This window comes from Aeromonas sp. QDB20, assembly GCF_027707805.1.
Taxonomy (GTDB): Bacteria; Pseudomonadota; Gammaproteobacteria; order Enterobacterales; family Aeromonadaceae; genus Aeromonas; species Aeromonas dhakensis.
In genome coordinates, this window is record NZ_JAPCJC010000003.1 from 313,141 (window position 1) to 336,737 (window position 23,597).

Below are 23,597 nucleotides of genomic sequence, written 5' to 3' on the forward strand. Positions count from 1 at the left end.
GACACCATGAAAACAGCCTGGATAAGCTGCCTGCTGGCACTGTTGCTGACCTTGCCCCTGCGGGCCGAACAGATGAAGGAGCTGGGCCCCTGGCAGGTGCACTACAGCGCCTTCAACTCCAGCTTCCTCACCCCCGAGGTGGCCAAGGCCTATGGCCTGGAGCGCAGTCGCTATAACGGCATCGTCAACATCGCGGTGCAGAACAAGCAGGGGGTGGCCCAGGCGGTGGGGATCACCGGCGAGGCCAAGAACCTCACCGGCACCATCCGCAACCTGACCTTCCAGGAGGTCAAGGAGGGCAACGCCATCTACTATCTGGCGGTGCTGCCCTATCGCAACGAGGATACCTACCAGTTCACCCTGAAGATCATGGGGGAGGGGCAGCAGCAGACGCTGACCTTCCAGCAGACCTTCTACGTCGATTGATGCCGGCAGCCACCTTACTCTGAAAAAAAGCCCCGAACGCAGGTTCGGGGCTTTTTTATGACTTTATGACGGCGAGTCGGTCGGCGGGGTGAAGTCGTGGATCTCCCCCAGTCGCGGGGTGAAGCGAGGATCCTGATCCCGGTTGTGTTCCACCCACTCCATGGCCTGGCAGAAGCTCTCCCGCTTCGAGAACTCGCTGCGCACCTGGTCGATGGCCCGCTCCGCGCTGCGCCGTTCCATCTTGCTGGCCTTGCGGTCGCTGAACTGTTGCTGCTGGGCCAGCATCCATTCGGTGAAGGCCTGGCGGCACTGTGTTTCGCTGGCCGCCTGGGCGGGCAGGGTCAGCAGCAGAGAGAGCATCAATACAAAACGCATAACAAACCGGTGATTGAGGGGGTGGTTGCCTGAAAGGGCGGCATTTTATGCCGAAAACTTGAGCATGAACAGGGGGTGATGGCAGAAGATTGGGGCCGGCATGGCCGGCCCCGGGCAGGATCAGTGCTTGATCAGGTAGAGCTGGCGGCTGTAGGCCACGTCTTCCGGATTGTTGATGGGGTAGCCCTTGAGCCAGGGCTTGATCAGCCGGGCGTTGGTGTACTGATAGATGGGGGCGATCGGCGCCTCCTCCTGCAGTACGGCCTCGGCCTCATCGAACAGGCGGGCCCGTTCACGGGGATCCTGACTGTTGGCCGCCTTGGCCAGCAGGGCATCGTAGCCGGCGTTGGCGAAGCGGGCCATGTTGCCGCTGTGGTGGGAGCCCCACAGGCCGAGGAAGGCTGATGGATCGTTGTAATCGGCCACCCAGGAGGAGCGGATCACCTCGAACTGGCCGCTCTGACGGCTGTCGAGATAGCTCTTCCACTCCTGATTGGTGAGTTCGACCTGGGCCCCCAGCTTCTGTTTCCACAGGTTGGCGATGGCCAGCGCCATCTTCTTGTGCACCTCGGCCGTGTTGTAGAGCAGGGTCAGCTTGAGCGGGTTGGCCGGGCCGTAGCCCGCCTCCTTGAGCAGGGCTCTGGCCTTGTCGTCGAGGACTTGTTGACTGCTGCTGGAGAGCAGGTTGGCCTTGGGCTCGAAGCCGGCGACCACGTCCGGGGTGAAGTGATAGGCCGGTTTCTCACCCGTACCCAGGATCTTGTTGGCGATGAGGCCCCGATCGATGGTGTAGGAGAGCGCCTTGCGCACCCGCACATCGTTGAGGGGGGCGCGCTGGGTGTTGAAGGCGTAGTAGTAGGTGCCGAGCTGATCCGGGGTATAGACCTCGCCCGGGATCTGCTCCATCAGCTTGTGATACTGCTCCTTGGGGAAGGACTCGGTGATGTGCAGGTCGCCGGCCAGGTAGCGGTTGGTGGCCGCACTCTCCTGGTTGATGGGCACGAAGGTGACCCTGGTCAGCACTGTATGGGCGCGATCCCAGTAGTAGGGGTTGGGGGTCAGCTCCAGCTTCTCGTTCACCACCCGGTGACTGAGCACGAAGGCGCCGTTGCCGACCAGCTTGCCGGGCTGGGTCCACTGGTTGCCGTATTGCTCCATGCTGGCACGATGCAGCGGCGACAGGCTGGGGTGGGTCAGCAGGCTCAGGAAGTAGGGCACCGGCTGGGAGAGGGTCACCTGCAGGGTATGCTGGTCGAGGGCCTTCACGCCGAGTTCCTCGGGGGCCAGCTTGCCGGCCACTATGTCGTCCACCTTGTCGAAGCGGGCCAGCTGGGCGAACCAGGCAAAGGTGGCGGCCTCTTTGGGATCGACCAGTTTGCGCCAGCCGTAGACGAAGTCGGCGGCCTGCACGGGATCGCCGTTCGACCAGCGTGCGTCCGGGCGCAGATGGAAGGTGAAACGTTGATTGCCCTGGTTGTCCCAGCTGGCGGCCACCCCGGGCAGCACCTTGCCGTCCGGCCCCTGGGTCAGCAACCCCTCGTAGAGATCCCGCAGTACCTGCAGCTCGGGCAGGCCGACCAGCTTGAGCGGACTCAGGCTCGCCGGTTCGTCTTTCAGATGACGCACGACGGCCTGTTCGGCGGCGAGCTGGGTGCCGGGCGGAACATCGGCAGCCTGGACACAGGCACTGCCCAGCAGGGCCAGCAGGAGACTCCATCCTTTCATGGTTAATCCTTCAAATAGTGTGAAGCGGGGAGAAAACTCGGCGATAAGTGGTCGCCGACAGACGGGAAATCATGATATCCCGTTTGCTGGTCAGACCGCCAGTATGAGTCCCTAGGCGGGGGACGTTGGCACCCACGTTGACTCTCAATCCGGGGAGAGGAGCAAGCGATGAGAACATGGATCCTGTTGGCCCTGGCCATCAGTCAGGGGGCCTGGGCGCTGGCGCCGTGCGAGCGGCAGAGCCAGGTCGGCAGCTGGTGCGAGGCAAACATCGCCGCGCTGCACCCCACCCAGGGGGGCGTGGGCCAGATCCAGGTCGACAACACCCAGGCCGAGATGACGGGCAAGAGCGCAAAACAGCTCGACAAGGTGATGAAAAAGAAAGAGATCCCCATCGTCATCGCGCCCGATGGCGGCTACTGGCTGGTGGACAGACACCATCTGACCAAGGCGCTGTGGCAACTCGGGGTGAAGCAGGTTCGGGTCAAGGTGATCGCCAGGCTGCAGGACAAGGCCAGCTTCTGGAGTCAGATGCAGGGCAATCATTGGGCCTGGCTCAAGGACGAGCAGGGGCGGCCTCTCACGCCGGAACAGTTGCCGAGCCGCATCGACCTGCTACCCGACTACCCCTATCGCACCCTGGCCGGGTTGCTGCAGGATGCAGGCTATTTCGACAAGCGGGAGCAGGTCTACTTTGTCGAGTTCGCCTGGGCCAGCTGGCTTGGCCGGCAGATGGACTGGCTGCCGATCGACAGCACCAACCTGGCGGATCGCCTCTATCAGGCCAAGCGGCTGGCGTGCAGCAACAAGGCGGCCGATCTGCCCGGCTACCCCGGCAAGCAGTGCCGGGTCAATCCGCCCGATAGCGGCAACTGAGCGACAGGATGAAAGCGGGGGGCCATGGCCCCCCGCTGCATCATGATCGGCTCTCGCCCCAGCGGGCGGCAGCCTGTTCCAGCAGGGCCACCTCGCCTTGCTGGATCAGTGGCAGCAGGGCCTGTACCTGTTCATCTGGCCACTCCCACCAGGCCAGCGCCTGCAAACGGGCAATCTCGTCCTTCTCAAAGCGCATCCTGATCACTCGGGCCGGGGTACCGGCCACCATGGCATAGGGCGGCACATCCTGACTGACCAGGGCACGTGCCGCTATGATGGCGCCGTCGCCGATGGTGACCCCCGGCATGATCATGGCGTCCATGCCGAGCCAGACATCGTTGCCGATGCGGGTGTCGCCGGCCGGGCGGTAGCTGCGCCGGAGCGCCTCCACATCTGAAAATGGATAGGTGCTGATGAAGGCCGTGTTGTGAGTCTGGTTGCCCCCCATGATGATCTTCACCCCGGCGGCTATTTGCACATAGTCGCCGATGTGAAGCTGATCGATGTGCCAGAGCGGCTCCCAGCCGCTCTCCTGGCTGCGGCTGAAACGGTCGCCGTGCAGATAGCGCACGGCATGCTCTTCAAAAGTGCCGTCCCAGGCGCCGGAGTAGTAGCTGTGCCGTCCCTTGAGATGGATGTTGGGGTTGCTCACCGTCAGATGCAGGTATTCGACCTGCGACCAGTGTTGGCAGGGTTTCATGGCTGTTTCCTCGTTCAAATGGATAGGGGTGGATGACGCGAGGAGCGCAGCTAATAGATCCAGACCAGCAGGCGGGGCACGCACAGGGTCGAGCAGCCCAGCGCCTGGGGTAAACGGGGTCGCAGCATGGGAAGAGGGATCCTGAAAGATGAGCGCCCATGGTAAGCCATGCCGGGGCGGGAGCCAAGCCGTGCACCGCCAGCTGGTCAAAACCTGCACAAAATATCGGGTTGATATTCATTCTCAACTGGGCATGATAAAAGTCCCACCCATCAACCTGGGAGATCGGCATGACCCATCAAATCTGGCAGCGTTACATGCTGGAGGCTGAAAATGCGCTGGGCGCCGGCGCGCTCGGCACCGCCATCTGCCTCTATCAACAGGCCCTCGCCGAGGTGTATGAACTGAGTGACGGCGATCTGGATGAACTGGCCAGCATGCGGGTGGCGACCTGCCATCGGCTGGCCGATTTCTGGCGCGCCATGGAGGAGCCGGCCTACGAGCTGCGCTACCTCAAGCTGGCCTCCGAGCTGGTCACTGCGCTGGTGCCCCAGTGTCCGAACCGGGAGTGTGAATCCCTCATCAGCGAACTGGGCTGCTGCCGGGCGGCGCTGCTCTCTTTCCTCAAGCGCCACCCCAATCCCGACATCGCCCGCTTGATCCAGTTGCAGGATCAGGTGCAGGGCTGCGAGCTGATCGGCCGTTTTCGCCTCAACTGAGGATCATTTACGGCCCTTGAGGCGCTGGGCGATCCGCATCTGTGCCTCTTCCCCCTGCAGGGCGAGGGAGAAGGCGCGCGCCTCCAGATCGATGACGAAGTGCACCGCCTGCCTGAGCTCCTGCTTGAGCAGCGCCTTGCTCTTTTGCAGCGCCCCGGGCGCCTTGGCTGCCAGCTTCAGACCCTGCTCCCTGGCAAAGGGGTGCAGGGCTTCGGCCGTCAGCACCCGGTTGGCGAGCCCGAGTCGCAGTGCCTCGTCGGCATTGATGGCTTCGGCCAGCAGCAACAGCTCCGCCGCCTTCAGGTGACCCACGCTGCGCGGCAGCAGCAGGCTGGAGGCAAACTCCGGCACCAGCCCCAGCTCGACGAAGGGCAGTTGCAGACGAGCATTGTCGGCCAGATAGACCAGATCGCAGTGCAGCAGCAGGGTAGTGCCGATGCCGACCGCCGCACCGCCGACCGCGGCGATCACCGGTTTGGGGAAGTCGGCCAGGGTATGCAGAAATTGCAGGATGGGGTCGTCGGGATCCAGCCCCGTCTTGCCCATGAAGTCTGCCAGATCATTGCCGGCGGTGAAGCAGTCGGGCTGCCCCTGAATGAGCAGGGCATGGATGGCGTCATCCTCCGTCGCTTGCCGCAATGCCTCGGTGAGCGCACGATACATGGCGGTATTGAGGGCGTTGCGCTTGTCGGGGCGATTGAGGGTCAGAGTGAGCAAGCCATCCTGCTGCTCGGCAATGATAATGGGGTCCATGTCTAAATCCTTGTTATTGCTGGCTGTCAAAGGCTTACCGCTGCGGTAAGCTTTGTTGCGTTTAACAACATCATAAAAGGATTTCAACCATGTTTAAACGTGCGTTCTATTCCCTGCTGGCCCTGGGACTGGCCGCTCCCGCCCTGGCCAAGGTCGAGGCCGTCGACGGTTATGTGCGCCTGCTGCCGCCGGGCTCTCCCAATACCGCCGCCTTCCTGGTGCTGAAGAATGATGCCGATCAGCCGGTCAAGCTGGTGGCTGCCGTCTCGCCCGAGGTGGGCCGTGCCGAGCTGCACACTCATCTGCACGAGAACGGCGTGATGAGGATGCGCCAGGTCGAGAGCATAGAGGTGCCGGCCAAGGGGGAAGTGGCGCTCAAGCCCGGCAGTTTCCACATCATGCTGTTCGAGGTGCGTGAGCTCTCCCAGGGCACCCCTTTCCCGCTGACGCTGACCATGGATGATGGCCAGCAGCTGGAGCTGAACCTGCCGGTGAAGCCGGTTGAACCCATGGCAGGCATGCAGCACTGACATTAATGGACGCTTGTTCAGCTTTTTACACTGTGTATTCCCGTCGCTCTGGGTAAAATGATGGCCTTTCCAGTCCAACAAGAGAGTAACGTGATGAAGAAGACCTTGATTGCCGGTTGTGTGCTGGCCCTGTTCAGCCAGGCTGCCATGGCTGCCGATGACTGGCGTTTTGCCGCCGGTGCCGATGTATGGAATGCTCAGGGCAGCGGCCAGATCAACGGTGTCGGGGCCAATGGCAGCTACGACGAGAACTACAACTGGAGCGGCTACCTGCAACTGGAGCACGGCATCATCCTGCTGCCCAACGCCAAGTTCGAGATCTCCGATTTCGGCACCAGCGGCGGCGCCCTCAACAACGATCTGATGGCCTATGACCTGAGCCTCTACTATCGCCTGTTCAACAACGATCTGTTCCAGATCGACCTGGGTCTGACCGGTCGTCGCTACGATGGCGATTTCAACACCCAGCACTACTCCTATGACAAGGACGTGCTGATGGCCTACACCGGCGCCGAACTGCGCATCCCGGGTACCGGCTTTGCCGCCTTCGGCGATGCCCGCGTGCAGGATGCCGACAACTACGACTACCGTCTGGGTGGCTCCTACAAGTTCGCGACCGTACCGCTCAAGGTGCGTGCCGGCTGGCGTGATGCGAGCATGGACTTCGATCGCGTTGACCAGCGGGTAGACGGCTGGTTCATCGGCGGCGAATTCACCTTCTAAATACCGGCAATCTCTGGTGACGATGCCCTCATCATCCCGATGGCGGCATCCGGCGAGGAACGAACATGGGTCATATCATAGTGACGGGTGCGGGGTCCGGCTTGGGCCGCGCCTTGACCATAGGTCTGGTTGAACGGGGCCATCAGGTTTCCATGATGGGGCGTCGTTATCAGAAGCTGCAGGAGCAGGAAGCCTTGCTCGGCAAGGCGGTGATCGGTATTGCCGCCGATCTGGCGCACCATGAGGAAGTGGATGTCGCCTTTGCCGCCGCGGTGGAGTGGGGCGGCCTGCCTGAGCTGGTGCTGCATTGCGCCGGCGTGGGCGAGTTCGGCCCGGTCGGCGTCTATACCGCCGAGCAGATCCGCAGGGTGGTGGAGAGCAATCTCATCTCCACCATTCTGGTGGCCCAGCAGACGGTGCGCCTCATCGGCGACAAGGGCGGGGTGCTGGCCAACGTGCTCTCTTCCGCCGCCCAGGTGGGCAAGGCCAACGAGAGTCTCTACTGCGCCTCCAAATGGGGGATGCGCGGCTTTCTCGAATCCTTGCGGGCCGAGCTGAAGGGCTCGCCGCTGCGGCTGGTGAACCTCTATCCGAGCGGGATCCGCAGTGAATTCTGGGACAACTCGGATCACGTGGACAGCAGCGGCTTCATGACCCCGGAAGATGCCGCCGCCTACATGCTGGATGCACTGGAAGCCAGAAGCAGCTGCCACGTGACCGATCTCTTTATCGGTCGCAATCCCTGACAAAAGGCTGCCGTCATCCGGTTGCCATCGTCAGAAGACAGAAACAAAAAGCGCGCCATCGGCGCGCTTTTTTTATACCAGCGAGGGGCGGGATTAACGGCCCAGCTTGGCCTTGAGCATGGCGACGATGTCGCTGATGGCCACTTCCTGCTTCTCGCCGGTGCGGCGGCACTTGTATTCCACCACGCCGTTGTCCATGCCGCGCTCGCCGATGACGATGCCGTGAGGCACGCCCAGCAGCTCCATGTCGGCGAACATCACGCCCGGACGCTCTTTACGGTCGTCGAACAGCACGTCGACACCGGCGGCCTTCAGCTCGGCATAGAACTGCTCGGCCAGCTCGGCGACGCGCACGGACTTGTGCATGTTCATCGGCACGATGGCCACTTCGAACGGGGCGATGGCATCCGGCCAGATGATGCCGTACTGGTCGTTGTTCTGCTCGATGGCGGCAGCCACCAGGCGGGAGACCCCGATGCCGTAGCAACCCATCTCCATGGTGACGGACTTGCCGCCTTCGTTCAGCACGCTCGCCTTCATGGCTTCGGAGTACTTGGTACCCAGCTGGAAGATGTGGCCCACTTCGATGCCGCGCTTGAGCAGCAGCTTGCCCTGGCCGCACGGGCTCGGGTCGCCTTCCACCACGTTGCGCAGGTCGGCAACTTCATAGGTGGCGATGTCGCGATCCCAGTTGGCACCGGTCAGGTGGAAGCCGGTCTCGTTGGCGCCGCAGACGAAGTCAGCCAGGTGGGCGGCGCTGCGATCGGCGATGATGCGACCGGCAAAGCCGACCGGGCCGATGGAGCCAGCGTCACAGCCGGCGGCTGCCTTGATCTGCTCGTCATTGGCGAAGGTCAGCGGGTTGGCGACACCCGGCAGCTTCTCGGCCTTGATTTCGTTCAGCTCGTGGTCGCCACGCAGCACCAGCGCGATGACGGCCTGGTTGCCGTGCTCGTCCGCTTCGCCCAGCACCAGCAGGGTCTTGGCGACGGCGCTCGGGGCCACGCTCAGGAAGGCGGCCACTTCGTCGATGGTGTGGACGTTCGGGGTCACAACCTTGGTCAGGGCTGCGGTGGCTGCGGCGCGCTCGCCAGCCGGCGCCAGCGCCTCGGCCATCTCGATGTTGGCGGCGTAATCGGAGCTGTCGGAGAAGGCGATCAGGTCTTCACCGCTCTCGGCCAGCACCTGGAATTCGTGGGAGCCGGTACCACCGATGGAGCCGGTATCGGCCTGCACCGGACGGAAGTTCAGACCCATGCGGGTGAACGCCTTGCAGTAGGCGGCGTGCATCTTCTCGTAGGTGTCGACCAGGGAGGCCTTGTCGATGTGGAAGGAGTAGGCGTCCTTCATCAGGAACTCGCGGCCACGCATCACGCCGAAACGGGGGCGAACTTCATCGCGGAACTTGGTCTGGATCTGGTACAGATTCAGCGGCAGCTGCTTGTAGCTGTTCACTTCGTAACGGATCAGCGCGGTGATCACCTCTTCGTGGGTCGGGCCCAGCACGAAGGGACGGTTGTGACGGTCGGTCAGACGGCACAGCTCGGGACCGTAGTCATCCCAGCGGCCGGACTCCTGCCACAGCTCGGCGGGTTGTACCACCGGCATGGAGACTTCGATGGCACCAGCATTGTTCATCTCTTCGCGAACAATGTTCTCGATTTTTTTCAGAACCCGCAGACCGGACGGCAGCCAGGCATACATGCCGGAGGCCAGTTTGCGGATCATGCCGGCGCGCAGCATCAGCTGATGGCTGATGATCTCGGCGTCGGACGGGGTTTCCTTGAGAGTGGAAAGCAGATATTGGCTGGTACGCATCGCGGTAGACCTTAGCTAAGACGGGCGGCGGGGCCCTGGATAATTTCAAGAGCGGAATTTTAACAGGACGGGCCCTGCGGCCCAAGGGCTAAATTCGTACGATGGGAGAAAGCGGGGGCATCGCCCCCGCTGCGGTCAGACCCGAAATTGCGACAGCAACCGCTGTTGCAGCAGGCTGGCCTGATGGAGAGAAGAGGCGAGCTGCAGGCACTCCTGCGCCTCCTGCTCGCCAGTCTGGGCCTGCTGGCTGATGCCGGAGACCTTGTCCGAGGTGTGGCTCAGGGTATGGGAGAGCTGGCCGGTGGCGTCCGCCACCTGCTGCACCATGTCCGCCAGGTGGTCGATGGCGCCTTCCACCTTGAACAGGATCTGCTTGGTGTTGTCGGAATCCGCCATGCCCGACTCCACCGTCTTCAGGTTGCGCTGCATCATCATATAGGCGGTTTCGGTCTGCTGCTGGATGCTGTTGATCACCTCGTTGATCTCGGCGCTGGAAGAGGCGGTGCGATTGGCCAGGGTGCGCACTTCGTCGGCCACCACCGCAAAGCCGCGGCCCATCTCGCCGGCCCGGGCGGCCTCGATGGCGGCGTTGAGCGCCAGCAGATTGGTCTGCTCGGAAATGCCGCTGATGGTGGAGATGATCTGGCCTATCTGACTGGCCTGCTCCTTGAGGGCGTTGATGGCGGTGGCGCATTCGCCCACCTCCATCACCACCCGCTGCATGCCCGCGCTGGCGGAGGATACATACTGGCTGCTCTCGGTGGTGAGCTGGCGCACCTCGTTGGCGTTTTGTGCCGCCAGGCTGCAGTTGTCCGAGATGGTGGTGGCCACCTGCACCATCTGCTCGCTGTCATGGTGCAGCGCCTGGGCATGTTCGGCCGTCTGGCGGCTGCTCTGGCTGATGGCCTGAACCCGGTTGACCGAGGTGTGCACGTGCTCGCTGATGTGCTGGTTGTTGTCCATGGTGGAGCTGATCATCTTCTGCAGCTTCTCGATGAAGCGATCCACGCTGCCGGCCAGCGAGCCGATTTCGTCGTCACGCCTGAGGTTGATGCGGGCGTTGAGATCCCCTTCACCGGCTGCGATGTCCTGCATGCGCCGATTGACCTGCAGTAGGGGCCGCACGATGGCGCGCACCAGCCAGAAGCCACACAGGGTCACGATCAGCAGGCTGAACAGCAGGCCGCCCAGGATCAGACTCTTGGTATGGTTGATGATGGTGTTGAGCTGACCCACCTGATCCTCGACCGTGGCATCGCCCTTTGCCTCCACGTCGACCAGCAATTTCTTGAGCTGATCGGCGCTGCGCTCATAGCTGATCAGCTGGCGTTGATATTCGCCAAGGGCTGCCATCCACTGCACCATCAATTGCTGAACCTCGGTTTCCAGCGCCCGATACTGGGTTGCCAGCGACTGGCCGGCAAACTCTCCCTCAGCGGGCACGTCAAACAGTCCGCTGGCCAGCATGGCGTCGACCGCCTCCCGGTAGAAGCGGGTCGCCTCCTCCATCTCGCTCTGGATGGCGGGGGTGAGCCCTTCGCTCTGCATCTTCTCCAACGCATAGAGCTGACGGAGGAAGCCTATATTGGCCTCCATGCCGCCATCGGCCGCTTGCCAGCGGGTTGCCAGTCCGCCATTCCAGCTGATGGCCTGATCCGGTGACTGGGTGAGGCTCTCGACCGCGCCATCACCCACCACCTCGAGCTGGGTCGAGAGGCGGGACATGCGTTCAGAACTGGCGCGCAGCGCCTGATCGAGGCGGGTAAACGTCTGGTAGAGCGCCAGCAGCTGTTCCTGCTGCTGCTGGTAGACCTGATGCTGCTGGTTCATGGTGTTGATGGCGGCGTCATCGATGAGCCGGCCTTCGCCCACCCGGCGCATGGCGTCGGTGGTGGCGGTTCTGGCCTGCTGCAGCTCCTGCTCGTCGAGGGGCATGCCTCTGAGCATCTTCTGGATGTAGAGCGACTGGTTGCCGAGCTCGATGGAGCCCTCCATGGCGCCGTCTGCAGTCTGCCAGGCGGCACCCAGCACATAGGAGAGCAGATCCGCCAGCCGCTGGCTGCCATACCAGCCGACGACGCCCATGCCCAGCGTGCAGCTGAGCAGAATGGCCAGCCCCAGGTTCGATGTGGTGACGATTTTCATGATTAAGGACCTTCCTTGGCTCCAAACAAACCCAATTTAGTGTTTTATCAGTGGCAACAAAATGCCATGCCAGATGGAAAATAAAGTTGTTGCCCGGCTCGGATCCAAGCATGGCTTGGAACGCACGAATGTGCCGAAAATCCGCTGCGGTCCCGCCGCCCTATGCTGGATACTTATCCAGTTATTCTTTATGCTATGAGCCAATTTACAGATAGCTGGTTTGGCGAGGAGAGAGCCGTGATTGGTCGCTTGAGAGGCGTAGTCATTGAGAAACAACCCCCCGAGGTATTGCTGGAGGTCGGGGGCGTGGGCTATGAGGTGCACATGCCCATGAGCTGCTTCTATGATCTGCCCGAGATCGGCAAGGAAGCGGTCATTCACACCCACTTCGTGGTGCGGGAAGACGCCCAGCTGCTGTACGGCTTCAATCACAAGCAGGAGCGGGCGCTGTTTCGCGAGCTGATCAAGACCAACGGGGTCGGCCCCAAGCTGGCGCTGGCCATCCTCTCCGGCATGACCGCCACCCAGTTCGTGCTGAGTGTCGAGCGCGAGGAGATAAGCTCCCTGGTCAAGTTGCCAGGGGTTGGCAAGAAGACTGCCGAGCGACTGGTGGTGGAGATGAAGGACAGGCTCAAGGGGTGGGTCAGCCACGATCTCTTCTCGCCGGCCGAGATCACCCTGCCCGCGAAGGAGAGTGCCCTGCGGGCGCCGGATTCGAGCGAAGAGGCCGCCAGTGCGCTGGTAGCACTCGGCTACAAGCCGCAGCAGGCCAGCCAGATCGTCAGCAAGGTGGCGGTGGATGGCATGTCGGTGGAGGATATCATCCGTGAAGCGCTGCGCAGCCTGGTGTGAGGTAGAGAATGATTGAAGCGGATCGCCTCATTTCCGCCGCTGGCGGGCGTGAGGAAGAAGTCATCGATCGGGCCATCCGACCCAAGCTGCTGGCCGATTACACCGGCCAGGATCCGGTCTGCGAACAGATGGAGATCTTCATCGCGGCGGCGCGCCAGCGCGGCGAGGCGCTCGATCACCTGCTGATCTTCGGCCCGCCCGGGCTTGGCAAGACCACGCTCGCCAACATAGTGGCCAACGAGATGGGGGTCAACATCAAGACCACCTCCGGTCCCGTGCTGGAGAAGGCCGGCGATCTGGCGGCGCTGCTCACCAACCTCGAGCCGAACGACGTGCTGTTCATCGACGAGATCCACCGCCTCAGCCCGGTGGTGGAGGAGGTGCTCTACCCGGCGATGGAGGATTACCAGCTCGACATCATGATTGGTGAGGGGCCGGCGGCTCGCTCCATCAAGCTTGACCTGCCCCCCTTCACCCTGATCGGCGCGACGACCCGGGCCGGTTCTCTCACCAGCCCTCTACGGGATCGCTTCGGTATCGTGCAGCGCCTCGAGTTCTACAACGTCAGGGATCTGACCGACATCGTCGCCCGCAGCGCCCGTTGCCTCGGGCTCGACATGACGGAAGACGGTGCGCTGGAGGTGGCGCGTCGCTCGCGCGGTACGCCGCGAATTGCTAACCGTTTGTTGCGCCGGGTGCGGGATTTTGCCCAGGTGAAATCCGACGGCCGGATTGACGGACCCATAGCGGCCCGAGCCATGGACATGCTGGACGTGGATAACGAAGGGTTCGACTTCATGGACCGCAAGCTATTGTTGGCTGTCATAGATAAGTTTCTGGGGGGGCCGGTGGGGCTCGACAACCTGGCTGCGGCCATCGGCGAGGAGAAGGACACCATCGAAGATGTGCTCGAACCCTATCTGATCCAGCAGGGCTTCCTGCAACGTACACCCAGAGGGCGGATCGCGACACCAAGAGCTTATGCGCATTTTGGCCTGCAAAGGCCAGATGAAGGGTAAAAACAGCTGATTGAACAAAAAACCGCCTTCAAGGGCGGTTTTTTGTTATCCGGGCAAAAAAAAGCCCACTGCGGATGCGGTGGGCAAAGACAATTCAGGATGGATGTTCACAGACAGTGAGTGCGTCTGGAGACAGACCGGTAAAAAACGGAATGAGCCGTCGCGAGGCCTCAGAGTCGGTTCATTTGATAGAGCTGAACGAACGAAAGCTTGTAGTAACGGATGGTTTTAGCAACAAACTTTTTCATCTTTAATTCCAATAGACAGGTTCGAAATGTTCATCGAATACGTACCGGGAACCCAGATTGACCGGCCTGTATCCAAGGGTATGCCCTCACTGCGAGGCGCATTGTAGGAGCTCTGTCTGACTCGGACAAACAAGAAAAATTACCCATCTCAGATTAGATTAACTAATCATTTGATGGTCTTGTCGAATTAGCATGGATATGCGTTTTTATTGGTTTTTAATTAGTTTTATTCTGGCTGGGGACAAGCGAGGGAAACATGATGAAAACACCCTTGAGAGTTGTTTTTTAACAGAAGCATTACTTATTTGTTTCAAGATTAAAGTTGATTTAAATCAATGATTTGCGATTTTTATTTTTTTGTGACCCAGCTCTCTAAAATAATTGGAAAGGGTCGTGAAAATGCCTTTGAAAGGCATGTATTGATGGTGGTTTTACATTGATTTCAATCAAATAAAGGTGATATAAAACTCAGGTCATTATGGGCAGGAATAAAGCAAGCTTGATTGTTTTGTAATTGTTAAACATTAGCTTTTTTTGTTCCCTATTATTGCCTTGTTGTTAATGTGGTGGCAGTCGAATCCGGTCGTCAGTGCAAAACTGGAACATGACCGATAATTCGGGGACTTCCAACGGAAGCTTTGTCTTAAAACTTAAAATAGCCGTGCCAATAATCGGTGAGGAAACATCATGATTGCTGAGCATGTGGTAGACCTATCGCGGTTCCAATTCGCTGCGACAGCCCTTTATCACTTCCTGTTTGTGCCCTTGACGCTCGGAATGGCCTTCATTCTGGCGATCATGGAGTCTGTCTATGTGATGACCAACAACCCTGTCTACCGGGACATGACCAAGTTCTGGGGCAAGTTGTTTGGTATCAACTTTGCCCTCGGGGTCACCACAGGGCTGACCATGGAGTTCCAGTTTGGTACCAACTGGGCCTACTACTCCCACTATGTCGGCGATATCTTTGGGGCCCCGCTGGCCATCGAAGGTCTGATGGCATTCTTCCTGGAATCCACCTTCGTCGGTATGTTCTTCTTCGGCTGGGATCGGCTCTCCAAGCGTCAGCACCTGGCTGCGACCTGGTTGATGGCGCTCGGGACCAACCTCTCCGCGCTCTGGATCCTGGTTGCCAACGGCTGGATGCAGAACCCGGTCGGTGCCGAGTTCAACTTCGAAACCATGCGCATGGAGATGGTGAGCTTCGCCGATCTGGTGTTCAACCCGGTTGCCCAGGTGAAGTTTGTCCACACAGTGGCGGCAGGCTATACCACTGGCGCCATGTTCGTGCTGGGCATCTCTTCCTACTACCTGCTCAAGCATCGTGACGTGGCCTTCGCCCGTCGCTCCTTCGCCATCGCGGCCGCATTCGGCATGGCGTCCATCCTCTCCGTGCTGATCCTCGGTGACGAGTCCGGCTACGAGACGGGTGAAGTGCAGAAGGTGAAACTGGCGGCCATCGAGGCCGAGTGGAACACCGAGCCTGCGCCTGCTTCCTTTACCCTGTTCGGCATCCCGAACCAGGAAGAGATGCGCACCGACTACGCCATCAAGATCCCTTATGCCCTCGGCATCATCGCCACCCGTTCGCTGGACGGTCAGGTGACCGGTCTCAAGGATCTGAAGAGCGAGCACGAGCTGCGTGTGCGCAACGGCATGACCGCCTACGACCTGTTGACCAAGCTGCAGTCCGGCGACAAGTCTGACGATACCCGCGCCCGCTTCGACGAGGTGAAGCAGGACCTGGGTTACGGTCTGCTGCTCAAGCGCTATACCTCCAACGTGACCGACGCCACCGACGAGCAGATCAAGGCCGCCGTGGATGACTCCATCCCGCAAGTACTGCCGCTGTTCTTCGCCTTCCGCATCATGGTTGCCTGCGGCATGCTGATGCTGGTGCTGATTGGCCTGGCCTTCTATGACAGTACCCGTCACAAGATCGGCGAGCGCAAGTGGCTGCTCAAGGCGCTGCTGTACGGCATCCCGCTGCCCTGGATCGCCATCGAGTGTGGCTGGTTCGTCGCGGAATACGGTCGTCAACCCTGGACCATCGCCGAAGTGTTGCCGACCTCGGTCTCGGCCTCCAACGTGCCGGCCTCCGAGATCTGGTTCTCCCTTATCGGGATCTGCCTGTTCTACACCGTACTGCTGATCATCGAGATGTACCTGATGTTCAAGTACGCGCGTCTGGGCCCAAGCAGCCTGAAGACCGGCAAGTACCACTTCGAACAGAGCAAGGCATAAGGAGAGCAACCCATGTTTGATTACGAAATGTTGCGCCTGGTCTGGTGGGTGCTGGTCGGCGTCCTGCTGATTGGCTTCGCCATCACCGACGGCTTCGATATGGGGGTGGGCGCACTGCTCCCCTTCGTCGGCAAGAAAGATGTTGAGCGTCGGGTGATGCTCAACACCATGGGCCCGCACTGGGAAGGGAACCAGGTCTGGCTGGTGACCGCCGGTGGTGCCCTGTTTGCAGCCTGGCCCATGGTGTATGCGGCAGCCTTCTCCGGCTTCTACATCGCCATGATCCTGACCCTGATGGCCCTGTTCTTCCGCCCGGTCGGTTTCAAGTACCGTTCCCTGCGTGAAGATGCCAAGTGGCGCAGCAACTGGGACTGGGCGCTGTTCGTCGGTAGCGCGGTACCGCCCATCGTGTTTGGCGTGGCGTTCGGCAACCTGCTGCAGGGCGTGCCGTTCGACTTCAACCAGTTCATGATGCTGACCTATCATGGCAACTTCTTCGGTCTGCTCAATCCGTTCGGCCTGTTGGCCGGTCTGGTGAGCCTGTTCATGCTGGTCACCCAGGGCGCTACCTGGCTGATGATGAAGACCGATGGTGAAGTGCTGGCCCGCTCCCGCACCGCCGCCATGATCTGCTCGCTGGTGACCCTGGTGCTGTTCGCACTGGCCGGTTTCTGGGTCAGCGGCATGGAAGGCTATGTGGTGGTCAAGGCGGCCGCGACCGATGCCGTCTCCAATCCGATGAACAAGGAAGTGGTGCGTCAGGCCGGTGCCTGGATGAACAACTACAGCCTCTATCCCTGGATGATTGCAGCACCCGTGCTGGGTCTGGCGATGAGCCTGCTGACGTCGCTGTTTGCCAAGCTGAACAAGGGCTGGCTGGCGTTCACCTGCTCCTCCCTGGCGATTGCCGGCGTGATCCTGACTGCCGGCTTCTCCATGTTCCCGTTCGTGATGCCCTCAAGCCTTGAGCCGTCACTGAGCCTGACCATGTGGGATGCCACCGCTTCTCTCAACACCCTGCGGGTGATGACGGTAGCGGCCGCCATCTTCGTACCGATTGTGCTGGGTTATACCCTGTGGACCTACATCAAGATGTTCGGCCGGGTGACCAGCAAGCACATCGAAGACAACCAACAATCGCTCTACTAAGAAGGTGCCCTGATATGTGGTATTTCACCTGGATCCTGGGTCTGCTGCTGGCTTGTGCATTCGGCATCATCAATGCGCTGTGGCTGGAACACACCGAGAACATGGATCGCCAGATCGATGAGAACAAGTGATCGACTCGCCCGGTTGGCTGCTCCTCTGGAGCGCCAACCCTGGCAGGGGTTGATGCTGGTAGCGGCGGCCCTGTTGGCCGTCGCTATTTTACAGGCCCCCAATCTGGTGGCCGCCAACACCAGCGAACATGGCCTCTGGCTGGCGCCCTGGCTGATGTGGGCGGTCTGTTGCGGGGTCATGCACGGGCTGGGATTCCATCCCCGCAGCCTCGTCGGTCGCGTGCTGTTTTTCCCCTGGCTCGCCTTGCCCAGTTTGTTGTACGGGCTCTGGCTGACTCAAGGCTATTTCCTTTCATAAAAAACGGGAGGAGGCAGGATTTCCCTGCTTCCCCCTGCTTCTTTCCTATTCAGCCCTGCGCTATGATAGCCCCCCATCTGACTGTCGTATGGATCACAGATTGTTATGGGGGAAGTCTCTGAGTTTCCGGTGCGTGTCTACTACGAAGACACCGATGCCGGGGGCATCGTCTACAACGCCAATTATCTCAAGTTTATGGAACGTGCTCGCACCGAGTTCCTGCGTGCTGGCGGCATCGAACAGGATGTCCTGCTGGGCGCCGGGTACGCGTTTGTGGTGAGTCGAACAGAGATCGATTTCCGCTCGGCGGCCCGTTTTAATGAGCTTTTGACTGTATTGACGCAAGTGACCGAAGTGAAACGCGCCTCCATGCGCTTCTCACAACGGATACTGGCGGCTGATGGACGACTGATCACCCAGGCCATGGTACAGATAGCCTGTGTCAGTCATCCGCATATGAAACCTGTTGCAATACCTGAAAATGTGAAGGGAGTGCTGTTAAGTGCACGCTGAAATTTCGTTTATTGGCCTGTTTTGGCAAGCCAGCCTGTTGGTAAAACTGGTCATGATGACCCTGATGGGCATGTCGGTCGTCTCCTGGGCGCTGATCATCCAGCGTTCCAAGGCCATCAAGGCAGCCAATATCGCATCGGAGCAGTTCGAAGACAGATTCTGGTCCGGGGTTGACCTCAACCGTCTCTACCAGGAGTCCTCTTCCCGCCGCGACGACATCGAAGGCATGGAAGACATCTTCTACTCCGGCTTCAAGGAGTATGCCCGTCTGCTCAAGGCCGGCGCCCGTGGTCAGGATGCGGTGATGGACGGTACCTACCGTGCCATGCGCGTCTCCCTCTCCCGCGCGGTGGACGATCTCGAGTCCAACCTGCCGATCCTGGCGACCATCGGCTCCATCAGTCCCTATATCGGTCTGTTTGGTACCGTCTGGGGGATCATGAACGCCTTTATCGCCCTGGGGCAGGTGCAGCAGGCGACCCTGCAGATGGTGGCCCCCGGTATCGCGGAGGCGCTGATCGCCACCGCCATGGGTCTGTTTGCCGCCATCCCGGCCGTTATTTTCTACAACCGCTTCTCCAACAAGGTCGAGCGGCTGGAGAACGCCTACGCCAACTTCATGGACGAGTTCACCACCATTCTGAACCGTCAAATTGCTCAGCAGCAGGGTGATCAGTAATGCAAACCTATCAGCGGATCCGGCGCAAGAAGGTGGCCGAGATCAACGTGGTTCCCTATATCGACGTCATGCTGGTGCTGCTTATCATCTTCATGGCGGTGACGCCCGTGATCACGCAAGGGGTCAAGGTTGACCTGCCGCAGGCGGAGTCCGAGCAGCTGCCGGAAGATGCCAAGCCGCCCTTCATCGTCAGCGTCAATACCGAAGGCGAGTACGTCATCAAGGCCGGTGAGGCCGAAGACGAACCCGTCCCGAGCGGGACGCCCGAGGCGATGCAGCAGTACATCACCGAGAAAGCCATGGGTTACCTGGCCATCAACCAGAACGCCCCCGTGGTGGTGGCCGGTGACAAGTCGGTGCGCTACGAAGAGGTGATCCTGCTGATGGTGGCCCTCAAGAAAGCCGGTGTGCCTCAGGTCGGCCTGATGACAGATCCGGTGAACTGACGGAGATGGATGTGAAGCGTGGTATTTCCGGTTATCTCATCGCGTCGCTTCTGCTGCACCTGATCATCGGCATCATCCTGTTTGTCGGGCTCGACTTCAGCAAGCCGAAGCGACCCGAGTCGAAGGGGCAGATCGTCAATGCCGTCATGCTCGACGAGAACTTCCTCAACGAGCAGGCCAAGCAGATCCAGCAGCAGAAGGCTCAGCCCAAGCCGCAGAAGGTAGAGAAAGAGAAGGATAAGGAAGACACGGACATCGCCAAGCGCGAGCTGGCCCAGCAGCAGGAACGGTTGCGGATTGCAGAGGCCAAGCGCAAGGAGGCCGAGGAGGCCACCCGCAAGGCCGAAGTAGAGAAGCAGAAGAAGCAGGCCGAGCAGAAGCAGGCGGAAGAGAAGGCCCAGAAAGCCGAGGAAGCCCGCAAGCTCGAAGAGCAGAAGGCCAAGAAGGCGGAGGCCGAGCGCAAGGCCGCGGAAGAAGAGAGCAAGGCGCTGGCGCTGAAGAAGAAAAAGGAACAAGAGAAGAAAGAGGCCGAAGAGAAGGCCAAGGCTGAGGAGGCCAAGGCCAAGAAAGCGGAGGCCGAAAAGAAAGCCAAAGCCGAAGCCGAGAAAAAGGCGAAGGCAGAAGCGGACAAGAAAGCCAAGGCGGAGGCCGAGCAGAAGGCCAAGGCTGAAGCCGAGAAGAAAGCCAAGGAAGAGGCGGCCAAGAAGGCAAAAGCTGACGCAGAGAAGAAAGCCAAGGCGGAGGCCGACAAGCAGGCCAAGATCGCGGCTGAACGCAAGCGCAAAGCGGCCGAGGAGGCCAAGCTGCAAAAAGAGATGGAAGACATGATGCAGCAGCAGCTGGCGGCTGAGGCCAATGCCCGCAGTCAGGCGGCATCGGCGGCGGCCAAGGGTGAAGTCGACAAATATGCGGCGCTTATCAAGGCGACTGTTGAGCGATATATGATTTTGGATCCCACCATGCGGGGCAAAACATGTACTATCGGCGTACGTCTTGCGAGCACTGGCTTTGTCATCTCGGTAGATAACGGCCAGGGTGACCCGGCGGTATGTCGTTCCGGCAAAGCAGCCGTACTGAAGGCCAATCAGTTGCCGGTACCCAAGGATCCTGCGGCATTCGAGATGTTGAAGGAGTTCAACCTCAAGCTGGAACCTAACATCTAGCACTGATGGCGAGGGGATCGAGTAAGGTGGTTGGCAGCGTCTTGCCGAGAAAGGAAGTTAATCTCTCATTATTTTGGAACCGAGTGTTTAAGCCATGATAAGAAAAGTGTTTTTTGCTTTGGTTGGCTGTTTGTTGCTGGGTCAGAGCGCCCAGGCGGCCTTGGACATCGTCATCACAGGCGGTATCGACAGTGCACGACCGATCGCCGTCGCCCCCTTCAAGTGGGAAGGCAATGGCCAGCTGCCGCAGGACATCGCGGAAGTGGTCTCCAACGATCTGATGCGCAGCGGCAAGTTCAGACCGCTGGCCCGTGGCCAGATGCCGCAGACCCCGAGCTCCAGCGGTGAAATCAACTTCGCACCCTGGGCCTCCCAAGGCGTCGAAGCCGTGGTGGTCGGTTCCATCGCCGCCGTCGGCGACGGTACCTACAAGGTCAACTTCGAGCTGGTCGACGTGCTCAAGGGCCAGCTGGCCAAGACCCAGGGCGGCGAGAGCAATGGCTACATCCTGGACAGCCGGATGGCGACCATCCCGGGTGCCCAGATGCGCCAGTTTGCCCACCGCATCTCCGACATCGTCTACGAGCGGCTGACCGGCGAGCGCGGGGCCTTCCTGACCCGTCTGGCGTACGTCTCCGTGCAGCAGGGTACCCAGTTCCCGTATCAGCTGCGGATCTCCGACTACGACGGTTACAACGAGAAGACCCTGCTGCGTTCCCGCGAGCCGCTGATGTCCCCAGCCTGGTCGCCGGATGGCAGCAAGCTGGCCTACGTGAGCTTCGAGAACCAGAAATCCGAAATCTACGTGCAGGACATCTACACCCAGCAGCGCAGCCTGATCACCAGCTTCCGCGGCATCAACGGGGCGCCGGAGTGGTCTCCGGATGGTCGTCGTCTGGCTATCGTTCTCTCCAAGGACGGGTCACCGAATCTCTATGTCGTTGATGTTGCTAGCAAGCAGCTGACCCGCGTCACAACCAGCCGGGTAATCGACACCGAACCCTCCTGGATGCCGGACGGTCAAAATTTGCTGTTCACCTCTGAACGTGGTGGCAAACCCCAGATTTATAGCGTAAATTTGGCGACTGGCATGACTCGCCGGATGACCTGGGAAGGTGAATCCAACCAGGGTGCGTCCATTACTCCTGATGGCAAAATCATGGTGATGGTGACCCGGGTTCAGGGGCAATACCGTATCGCCCGTCAGGATATGGAAAACAATGCCCTGCTGGTCCTTACCCAGAGCGCGCTGGATGAGTCGCCAAGTGTGGCTCCCAATGGCAGCATGATCATTTATGCCACCATCTATCAGGGTCGTAAGAGTCTCGCGTTGGTGTCGACTGATGGTCGCTTCAAGGCTGTGCTTCCGACCAGTAGCGGTGAAATTCGTGCACCAGCTTGGTCGCCCTTCTTGAATTGATAAAAATCCAATTGTTTTTTGTTTTGTTATAAAGGTTTAAGGAAATAGCATGCAACTCAATAAACTGCTCAAGGGTTTGGCCATCGCACTGCCACTGTTCACCCTGGCCGCTTGTAGCTCCTCTTCTGATTCCGACGCCGCTGGCGCCGAATCAGGCATGACCGACGGCATGGGCGGTGTACAAACCGGTGGCGCGAACGGCATGTTGTCCCCGGAAGAGCAGATGCGTCAGAAGTTCGAAGCGCTGCAGCGTGACAACGTGATCTACTTCCCGTTCGACGGTTACGACATCCAGGGTCAATACGCCGACCTGCTGGATGCCCACGCCAGCTACCTGCGTGAGCGCCCGAGCGTCAAAGTACTGATCGAAGGCCACGCCGACGAGCGCGGTACTCCGGAGTACAACATCGCGCTGGGCGAGCGTCGTGCCAAGGCTGTTGCCAAGTATCTGCAAACCCTGGGTGTGCAGGCTGAGCAGCTCTCCATCGTCAGCTATGGCGAAGAGAAGCCGCTGGATATGTCTCACACCGAGGATGCCTTTGCCAAGAACCGCCGTGCGGTCCTGGTTTACTAAGGTTTGAATCGAACGAAGTTCGTTTATATGCAAGCGGCCATTTCGATGGCCGTTTTATTTGCACTAAACGCCAAGGTTTGATCCGAATGAAATCTGTATAAGCGAGCGACGATGGCGCTGGCCGTTTTATTTGCACTAAACGCTAAGGTTTGATCCGAATGAAATCTGTGTACAAGCAAGCTGCTGTTGCGCTGGCCGTATTGGTTGCTATGAATGCGCAAGCTGCGGCACCGGTGAGCGATCTGAGCGGTGACTCGGGTGGCGGGGTTGTCCTAAGCGGCAACAACGGCGCCATCGTGCCCACCGGCAGCCTGGAAGACAGGGTTGCCCTGCTGGAACGCACGCTCAACGCCCGTCTGCGCCTGCAGGCCGATTTGCAGCAACAGGTGGATGCCCTGCAAGGGGAGGTCTCCGAGCTGCGTGGCCAGCTGGAGCAGCAGACCTACCAGATGGAACAGTCGCAGGAGCGTCAGCGCCAGCTCTATCAGGAGCTCGACAAGGTGGCCAACAGCCAGCCTGCTGCTACGCCAGCAGCCCCGGCAGCCGCCGCTGCGAGCGCGACGCCGGCCGCCGCGGCCAACTACTCCACCAACCAGAACGAGAATCAGGCCTATGATGCGGCCGTGAACATGGTGCTCAAGGAGAAGAACTACGACAAGGCAATTCCGGCCTTCGAAGGGTTCATCAAGCAGTTCCCGAGCTCCAGCTATGTTCCCAACGCCCATTACTGGCTGGGTCAGCTGCTGTTCAACAAGGGGGATCGGACCGGCGCTGCCGCCCAGTTCACCACTGTGGCTACCAAGTTCAGCAAGTCTCCCAAGCGAGCCGACGCCCTGTTGAAGCTGGGCATGCTGGCACAGCTTGACGGCAAGAAGGCGGAAGCGAAGAACTTCTATGAGCAGGTGATCAAGGGGTATCCCAACACCTCGCCGGCCCAGCTGGCCAAGCAGAGTTTGAGCAAGCTGTAACTTTGCCGCATGTCACTGTTTTCGTAACAGTCTTGTAAATACAGCCTCGCTTTGTATGCGCAGTGAACAAACAGATGGAATTTAAGATTTTTCTGTTGCGCCAGGATGATAAATCCGTAATATAGGCCGCCGTCAGAGCCGGTGCAGCATTGCAGTTGGTCCTGGTCGTGGTGAGGGTCGTTAGCTCAGTCGGTAGAGCAGTTGACTTTTAATCAATTGGTCGCTGGTTCGAATCCAGCACGACCCACCATTTCTCCACCAGGTGGAGACAGAATTCCCAGGTCGTTTAGCTCAGCTGGGAGAGCACCTCCCTTACAAGGAGGGGGTCACTGGTTCGATCCCAGTAACGACCACCAG

The 23,597-nt window shown here is 60.0% G+C and carries 25 protein-coding genes and 2 tRNA genes; 21 read left to right on the top strand and 6 right to left on the bottom strand.

The window, feature by feature from the left end; genetic code table 11:
• Nucleotides 1–6: 6 nt before the first annotated feature.
• The gene (locus PG897_RS05350) at nt 7–426 is read left to right on the top strand and encodes a DUF4426 domain-containing protein (RefSeq protein ID WP_005304995.1); all 420 of its coding nucleotides are present in this window, start codon (nt 7–9) and stop codon (nt 424–426) included.
• 63 nt (nt 427–489) lie between these two features.
• Here the strand turns inward: PG897_RS05350 and PG897_RS05355 are convergent, their stop codons facing one another.
• The gene (locus tag PG897_RS05355; protein ID WP_017780459.1) at nt 490–801 is read right to left on the bottom strand and encodes a hypothetical protein; all 312 of its coding nucleotides are present in this window, start codon (nt 799–801) and stop codon (nt 490–492) included.
• Nucleotides 802–921: 120 nt separating this feature from the next.
• Entirely contained in the window at nt 922–2,526 is a 1,605-nt protein-coding gene (locus PG897_RS05360; protein ID WP_201880085.1) for a peptide ABC transporter substrate-binding protein, read from the bottom strand.
• Nucleotides 2,527–2,694: 168 nt separating this feature from the next.
• Here PG897_RS05360 and PG897_RS05365 point away from each other — a divergent pair, with 168 nt between their 5' ends.
• A complete protein-coding gene (locus tag PG897_RS05365; RefSeq protein ID WP_201880089.1) occupies nt 2,695–3,402 on the top strand; it encodes a ParB-like protein in 708 nt (235 codons plus the stop codon).
• Between the two features lie 40 nt (nt 3,403–3,442).
• Here the strand turns inward: PG897_RS05365 and PG897_RS05370 are convergent, their stop codons facing one another.
• Nucleotides 3,443–4,102 carry a CatB-related O-acetyltransferase gene (locus tag PG897_RS05370; protein WP_201880092.1) on the bottom strand — a complete coding sequence of 220 codons (660 nt, stop codon included), beginning with the start codon at nt 4,100–4,102 and terminating at the stop codon, nt 3,443–3,445.
• Between the two features lie 290 nt (nt 4,103–4,392).
• Here PG897_RS05370 and PG897_RS05375 point away from each other — a divergent pair, with 290 nt between their 5' ends.
• On the top strand, nt 4,393–4,821 hold the full coding sequence (locus PG897_RS05375) for a DUF2753 family protein (protein WP_005304979.1): 429 nt from the start codon (nt 4,393–4,395) through the stop codon (nt 4,819–4,821).
• Between the two features lie 3 nt (nt 4,822–4,824).
• On the opposite strand, the gene PG897_RS05380 is transcribed toward PG897_RS05375, so the two are convergent.
• Nucleotides 4,825–5,574, bottom strand: coding sequence for an enoyl-CoA hydratase-related protein (locus PG897_RS05380; protein ID WP_201880095.1), 750 nt, complete (start codon nt 5,572–5,574; stop codon nt 4,825–4,827).
• 89 nt (nt 5,575–5,663) lie between these two features.
• Between PG897_RS05380 and PG897_RS05385 the strand changes: the two genes are divergently transcribed.
• The 3 genes from PG897_RS05385 (at nt 5,664) to PG897_RS05395 (ending at nt 7,573) form a co-directional block, all read left to right on the top strand.
• The gene (locus PG897_RS05385) at nt 5,664–6,104 is read left to right on the top strand and encodes a copper chaperone PCu(A)C (RefSeq protein WP_201880098.1); all 441 of its coding nucleotides are present in this window, start codon (nt 5,664–5,666) and stop codon (nt 6,102–6,104) included.
• A 93-nt stretch (nt 6,105–6,197) separates the two neighbouring features.
• Nucleotides 6,198–6,827, top strand: a complete 630-nt coding sequence (locus PG897_RS05390) for a TIGR04219 family outer membrane beta-barrel protein (RefSeq protein WP_010636188.1) — start codon at nt 6,198–6,200, stop codon at nt 6,825–6,827.
• Between the two features lie 65 nt (nt 6,828–6,892).
• Nucleotides 6,893–7,573: an SDR family oxidoreductase gene (locus PG897_RS05395; RefSeq protein ID WP_005304962.1), complete on the top strand. Its 681-nt coding sequence runs from the start codon at nt 6,893–6,895 to the stop codon at nt 7,571–7,573.
• Between the two features lie 93 nt (nt 7,574–7,666).
• Here PG897_RS05395 and PG897_RS05400 read toward each other — a convergent pair whose 3' ends face one another.
• Both PG897_RS05400 and PG897_RS05405 read right to left on the bottom strand, forming a co-directional pair.
• Nucleotides 7,667–9,391: a proline--tRNA ligase gene (locus tag PG897_RS05400; RefSeq protein WP_201880100.1), complete on the bottom strand. Its 1,725-nt coding sequence runs from the start codon at nt 9,389–9,391 to the stop codon at nt 7,667–7,669.
• A gap of 135 nt (nt 9,392–9,526) precedes the next feature.
• A complete protein-coding gene (locus PG897_RS05405; protein WP_201880104.1) occupies nt 9,527–11,536 on the bottom strand; it encodes a methyl-accepting chemotaxis protein in 2,010 nt (669 codons plus the stop codon).
• A 237-nt stretch (nt 11,537–11,773) separates the two neighbouring features.
• Between PG897_RS05405 and ruvA the strand changes: the two genes are divergently transcribed.
• The 15 genes from ruvA (at nt 11,774) to PG897_RS05480 (ending at nt 23,596) form a co-directional block, all read left to right on the top strand.
• The gene (gene ruvA / locus PG897_RS05410) at nt 11,774–12,388 is read left to right on the top strand and encodes a Holliday junction branch migration protein RuvA (protein WP_005304953.1); all 615 of its coding nucleotides are present in this window, start codon (nt 11,774–11,776) and stop codon (nt 12,386–12,388) included.
• An 8-nt stretch (nt 12,389–12,396) separates the two neighbouring features.
• On the top strand, nt 12,397–13,407 hold the full coding sequence (gene ruvB, locus PG897_RS05415) for a Holliday junction branch migration DNA helicase RuvB (protein WP_005304949.1): 1,011 nt from the start codon (nt 12,397–12,399) through the stop codon (nt 13,405–13,407).
• A gap of 935 nt (nt 13,408–14,342) precedes the next feature.
• Complete coding sequence (cydA, locus tag PG897_RS05420) at nt 14,343–15,899, top strand: cytochrome ubiquinol oxidase subunit I (RefSeq protein ID WP_005304948.1); 1,557 nt, start codon at nt 14,343–14,345, stop codon at nt 15,897–15,899.
• A 12-nt stretch (nt 15,900–15,911) separates the two neighbouring features.
• On the top strand, nt 15,912–17,048 hold the full coding sequence (gene cydB, locus PG897_RS05425; protein ID WP_010636191.1) for a cytochrome d ubiquinol oxidase subunit II: 1,137 nt from the start codon (nt 15,912–15,914) through the stop codon (nt 17,046–17,048).
• 14 nt (nt 17,049–17,062) lie between these two features.
• A complete protein-coding gene (gene cydX, locus PG897_RS05430; protein ID WP_005304933.1) occupies nt 17,063–17,179 on the top strand; it encodes a cytochrome bd-I oxidase subunit CydX in 117 nt (38 codons plus the stop codon).
• Nucleotides 17,166–17,477 carry a cyd operon YbgE family protein gene (locus PG897_RS05435; protein WP_041203624.1) on the top strand — a complete coding sequence of 104 codons (312 nt, stop codon included), beginning with the start codon at nt 17,166–17,168 and terminating at the stop codon, nt 17,475–17,477. The genes cydX and PG897_RS05435 overlap by 14 nt, the downstream gene beginning before the upstream one ends.
• A gap of 105 nt (nt 17,478–17,582) precedes the next feature.
• Nucleotides 17,583–17,990, top strand: a complete 408-nt coding sequence (gene ybgC, locus PG897_RS05440) for a tol-pal system-associated acyl-CoA thioesterase (protein ID WP_005304924.1) — start codon at nt 17,583–17,585, stop codon at nt 17,988–17,990.
• Nucleotides 17,980–18,669, top strand: a complete 690-nt coding sequence (gene tolQ, locus PG897_RS05445) for a protein TolQ (protein WP_005304921.1) — start codon at nt 17,980–17,982, stop codon at nt 18,667–18,669. The genes ybgC and tolQ overlap by 11 nt, the downstream gene beginning before the upstream one ends.
• On the top strand, nt 18,669–19,115 hold the full coding sequence (gene tolR, locus PG897_RS05450) for a protein TolR (RefSeq protein WP_005304918.1): 447 nt from the start codon (nt 18,669–18,671) through the stop codon (nt 19,113–19,115). The genes tolQ and tolR overlap by 1 nt, the downstream gene beginning before the upstream one ends.
• Before the next feature lie 5 nt (nt 19,116–19,120).
• On the top strand, nt 19,121–20,278 hold the full coding sequence (tolA, locus tag PG897_RS05455) for a cell envelope integrity protein TolA (protein WP_017765796.1): 1,158 nt from the start codon (nt 19,121–19,123) through the stop codon (nt 20,276–20,278).
• 94 nt (nt 20,279–20,372) lie between these two features.
• The gene (tolB, locus tag PG897_RS05460; RefSeq protein WP_010636193.1) at nt 20,373–21,698 is read left to right on the top strand and encodes a Tol-Pal system beta propeller repeat protein TolB; all 1,326 of its coding nucleotides are present in this window, start codon (nt 20,373–20,375) and stop codon (nt 21,696–21,698) included.
• A 49-nt stretch (nt 21,699–21,747) separates the two neighbouring features.
• A complete protein-coding gene (pal, locus tag PG897_RS05465; RefSeq protein WP_005304908.1) occupies nt 21,748–22,272 on the top strand; it encodes a peptidoglycan-associated lipoprotein Pal in 525 nt (174 codons plus the stop codon).
• A gap of 158 nt (nt 22,273–22,430) precedes the next feature.
• The gene (ybgF, locus tag PG897_RS05470; protein ID WP_201880107.1) at nt 22,431–23,240 is read left to right on the top strand and encodes a tol-pal system protein YbgF; all 810 of its coding nucleotides are present in this window, start codon (nt 22,431–22,433) and stop codon (nt 23,238–23,240) included.
• A 174-nt stretch (nt 23,241–23,414) separates the two neighbouring features.
• Nucleotides 23,415–23,490, top strand: a tRNA-Lys gene (locus PG897_RS05475).
• A 30-nt stretch (nt 23,491–23,520) separates the two neighbouring features.
• Nucleotides 23,521–23,596, top strand: a tRNA-Val gene (locus PG897_RS05480).
• Nucleotide 23,597 lies beyond the last annotated feature (1 nt).

What these genes read in the sequence shown, in the direction of transcription:
- ybgF (WP_201880107.1), top strand. Translation starts at nt 22,431, where the DNA reads ATGAAATCTGTGTACAAGCAAGCTGCTGTTGCGCTGGCCGTATTGGTT.
- tolA (WP_017765796.1), top strand. Translation starts at nt 19,121, where the DNA reads ATGGATGTGAAGCGTGGTATTTCCGGTTATCTCATCGCGTCGCTTCTG.
- PG897_RS05350 (WP_005304995.1), top strand. Translation starts at nt 7, where the DNA reads ATGAAAACAGCCTGGATAAGCTGCCTGCTGGCACTGTTGCTGACCTTG.
- tolR (WP_005304918.1), top strand. Translation starts at nt 18,669, where the DNA reads ATGCAAACCTATCAGCGGATCCGGCGCAAGAAGGTGGCCGAGATCAAC.
- PG897_RS05435 (WP_041203624.1), top strand. Translation starts at nt 17,166, where the DNA reads ATGAGAACAAGTGATCGACTCGCCCGGTTGGCTGCTCCTCTGGAGCGC.
- PG897_RS05360 (WP_201880085.1), bottom strand. Translation starts at nt 2,526, where the DNA reads ATGAAAGGATGGAGTCTCCTGCTGGCCCTGCTGGGCAGTGCCTGTGTC.
- cydA (WP_005304948.1), top strand. Translation starts at nt 14,343, where the DNA reads ATGATTGCTGAGCATGTGGTAGACCTATCGCGGTTCCAATTCGCTGCG.
- ruvB (WP_005304949.1), top strand. Translation starts at nt 12,397, where the DNA reads ATGATTGAAGCGGATCGCCTCATTTCCGCCGCTGGCGGGCGTGAGGAA.
- ybgC (WP_005304924.1), top strand. Translation starts at nt 17,583, where the DNA reads ATGGGGGAAGTCTCTGAGTTTCCGGTGCGTGTCTACTACGAAGACACC.
- PG897_RS05405 (WP_201880104.1), bottom strand. Translation starts at nt 11,536, where the DNA reads ATGAAAATCGTCACCACATCGAACCTGGGGCTGGCCATTCTGCTCAGC.
- PG897_RS05355 (WP_017780459.1), bottom strand. Translation starts at nt 801, where the DNA reads ATGCGTTTTGTATTGATGCTCTCTCTGCTGCTGACCCTGCCCGCCCAG.
- PG897_RS05380 (WP_201880095.1), bottom strand. Translation starts at nt 5,574, where the DNA reads ATGGACCCCATTATCATTGCCGAGCAGCAGGATGGCTTGCTCACTCTG.
- tolB (WP_010636193.1), top strand. Translation starts at nt 20,373, where the DNA reads ATGATAAGAAAAGTGTTTTTTGCTTTGGTTGGCTGTTTGTTGCTGGGT.
- PG897_RS05365 (WP_201880089.1), top strand. Translation starts at nt 2,695, where the DNA reads ATGAGAACATGGATCCTGTTGGCCCTGGCCATCAGTCAGGGGGCCTGG.
- PG897_RS05375 (WP_005304979.1), top strand. Translation starts at nt 4,393, where the DNA reads ATGACCCATCAAATCTGGCAGCGTTACATGCTGGAGGCTGAAAATGCG.
- cydX (WP_005304933.1), top strand. Translation starts at nt 17,063, where the DNA reads ATGTGGTATTTCACCTGGATCCTGGGTCTGCTGCTGGCTTGTGCATTC.
- PG897_RS05400 (WP_201880100.1), bottom strand. Translation starts at nt 9,391, where the DNA reads ATGCGTACCAGCCAATATCTGCTTTCCACTCTCAAGGAAACCCCGTCC.
- pal (WP_005304908.1), top strand. Translation starts at nt 21,748, where the DNA reads ATGCAACTCAATAAACTGCTCAAGGGTTTGGCCATCGCACTGCCACTG.
- cydB (WP_010636191.1), top strand. Translation starts at nt 15,912, where the DNA reads ATGTTTGATTACGAAATGTTGCGCCTGGTCTGGTGGGTGCTGGTCGGC.
- PG897_RS05370 (WP_201880092.1), bottom strand. Translation starts at nt 4,102, where the DNA reads ATGAAACCCTGCCAACACTGGTCGCAGGTCGAATACCTGCATCTGACG.
- PG897_RS05385 (WP_201880098.1), top strand. Translation starts at nt 5,664, where the DNA reads ATGTTTAAACGTGCGTTCTATTCCCTGCTGGCCCTGGGACTGGCCGCT.
- PG897_RS05390 (WP_010636188.1), top strand. Translation starts at nt 6,198, where the DNA reads ATGAAGAAGACCTTGATTGCCGGTTGTGTGCTGGCCCTGTTCAGCCAG.
- PG897_RS05395 (WP_005304962.1), top strand. Translation starts at nt 6,893, where the DNA reads ATGGGTCATATCATAGTGACGGGTGCGGGGTCCGGCTTGGGCCGCGCC.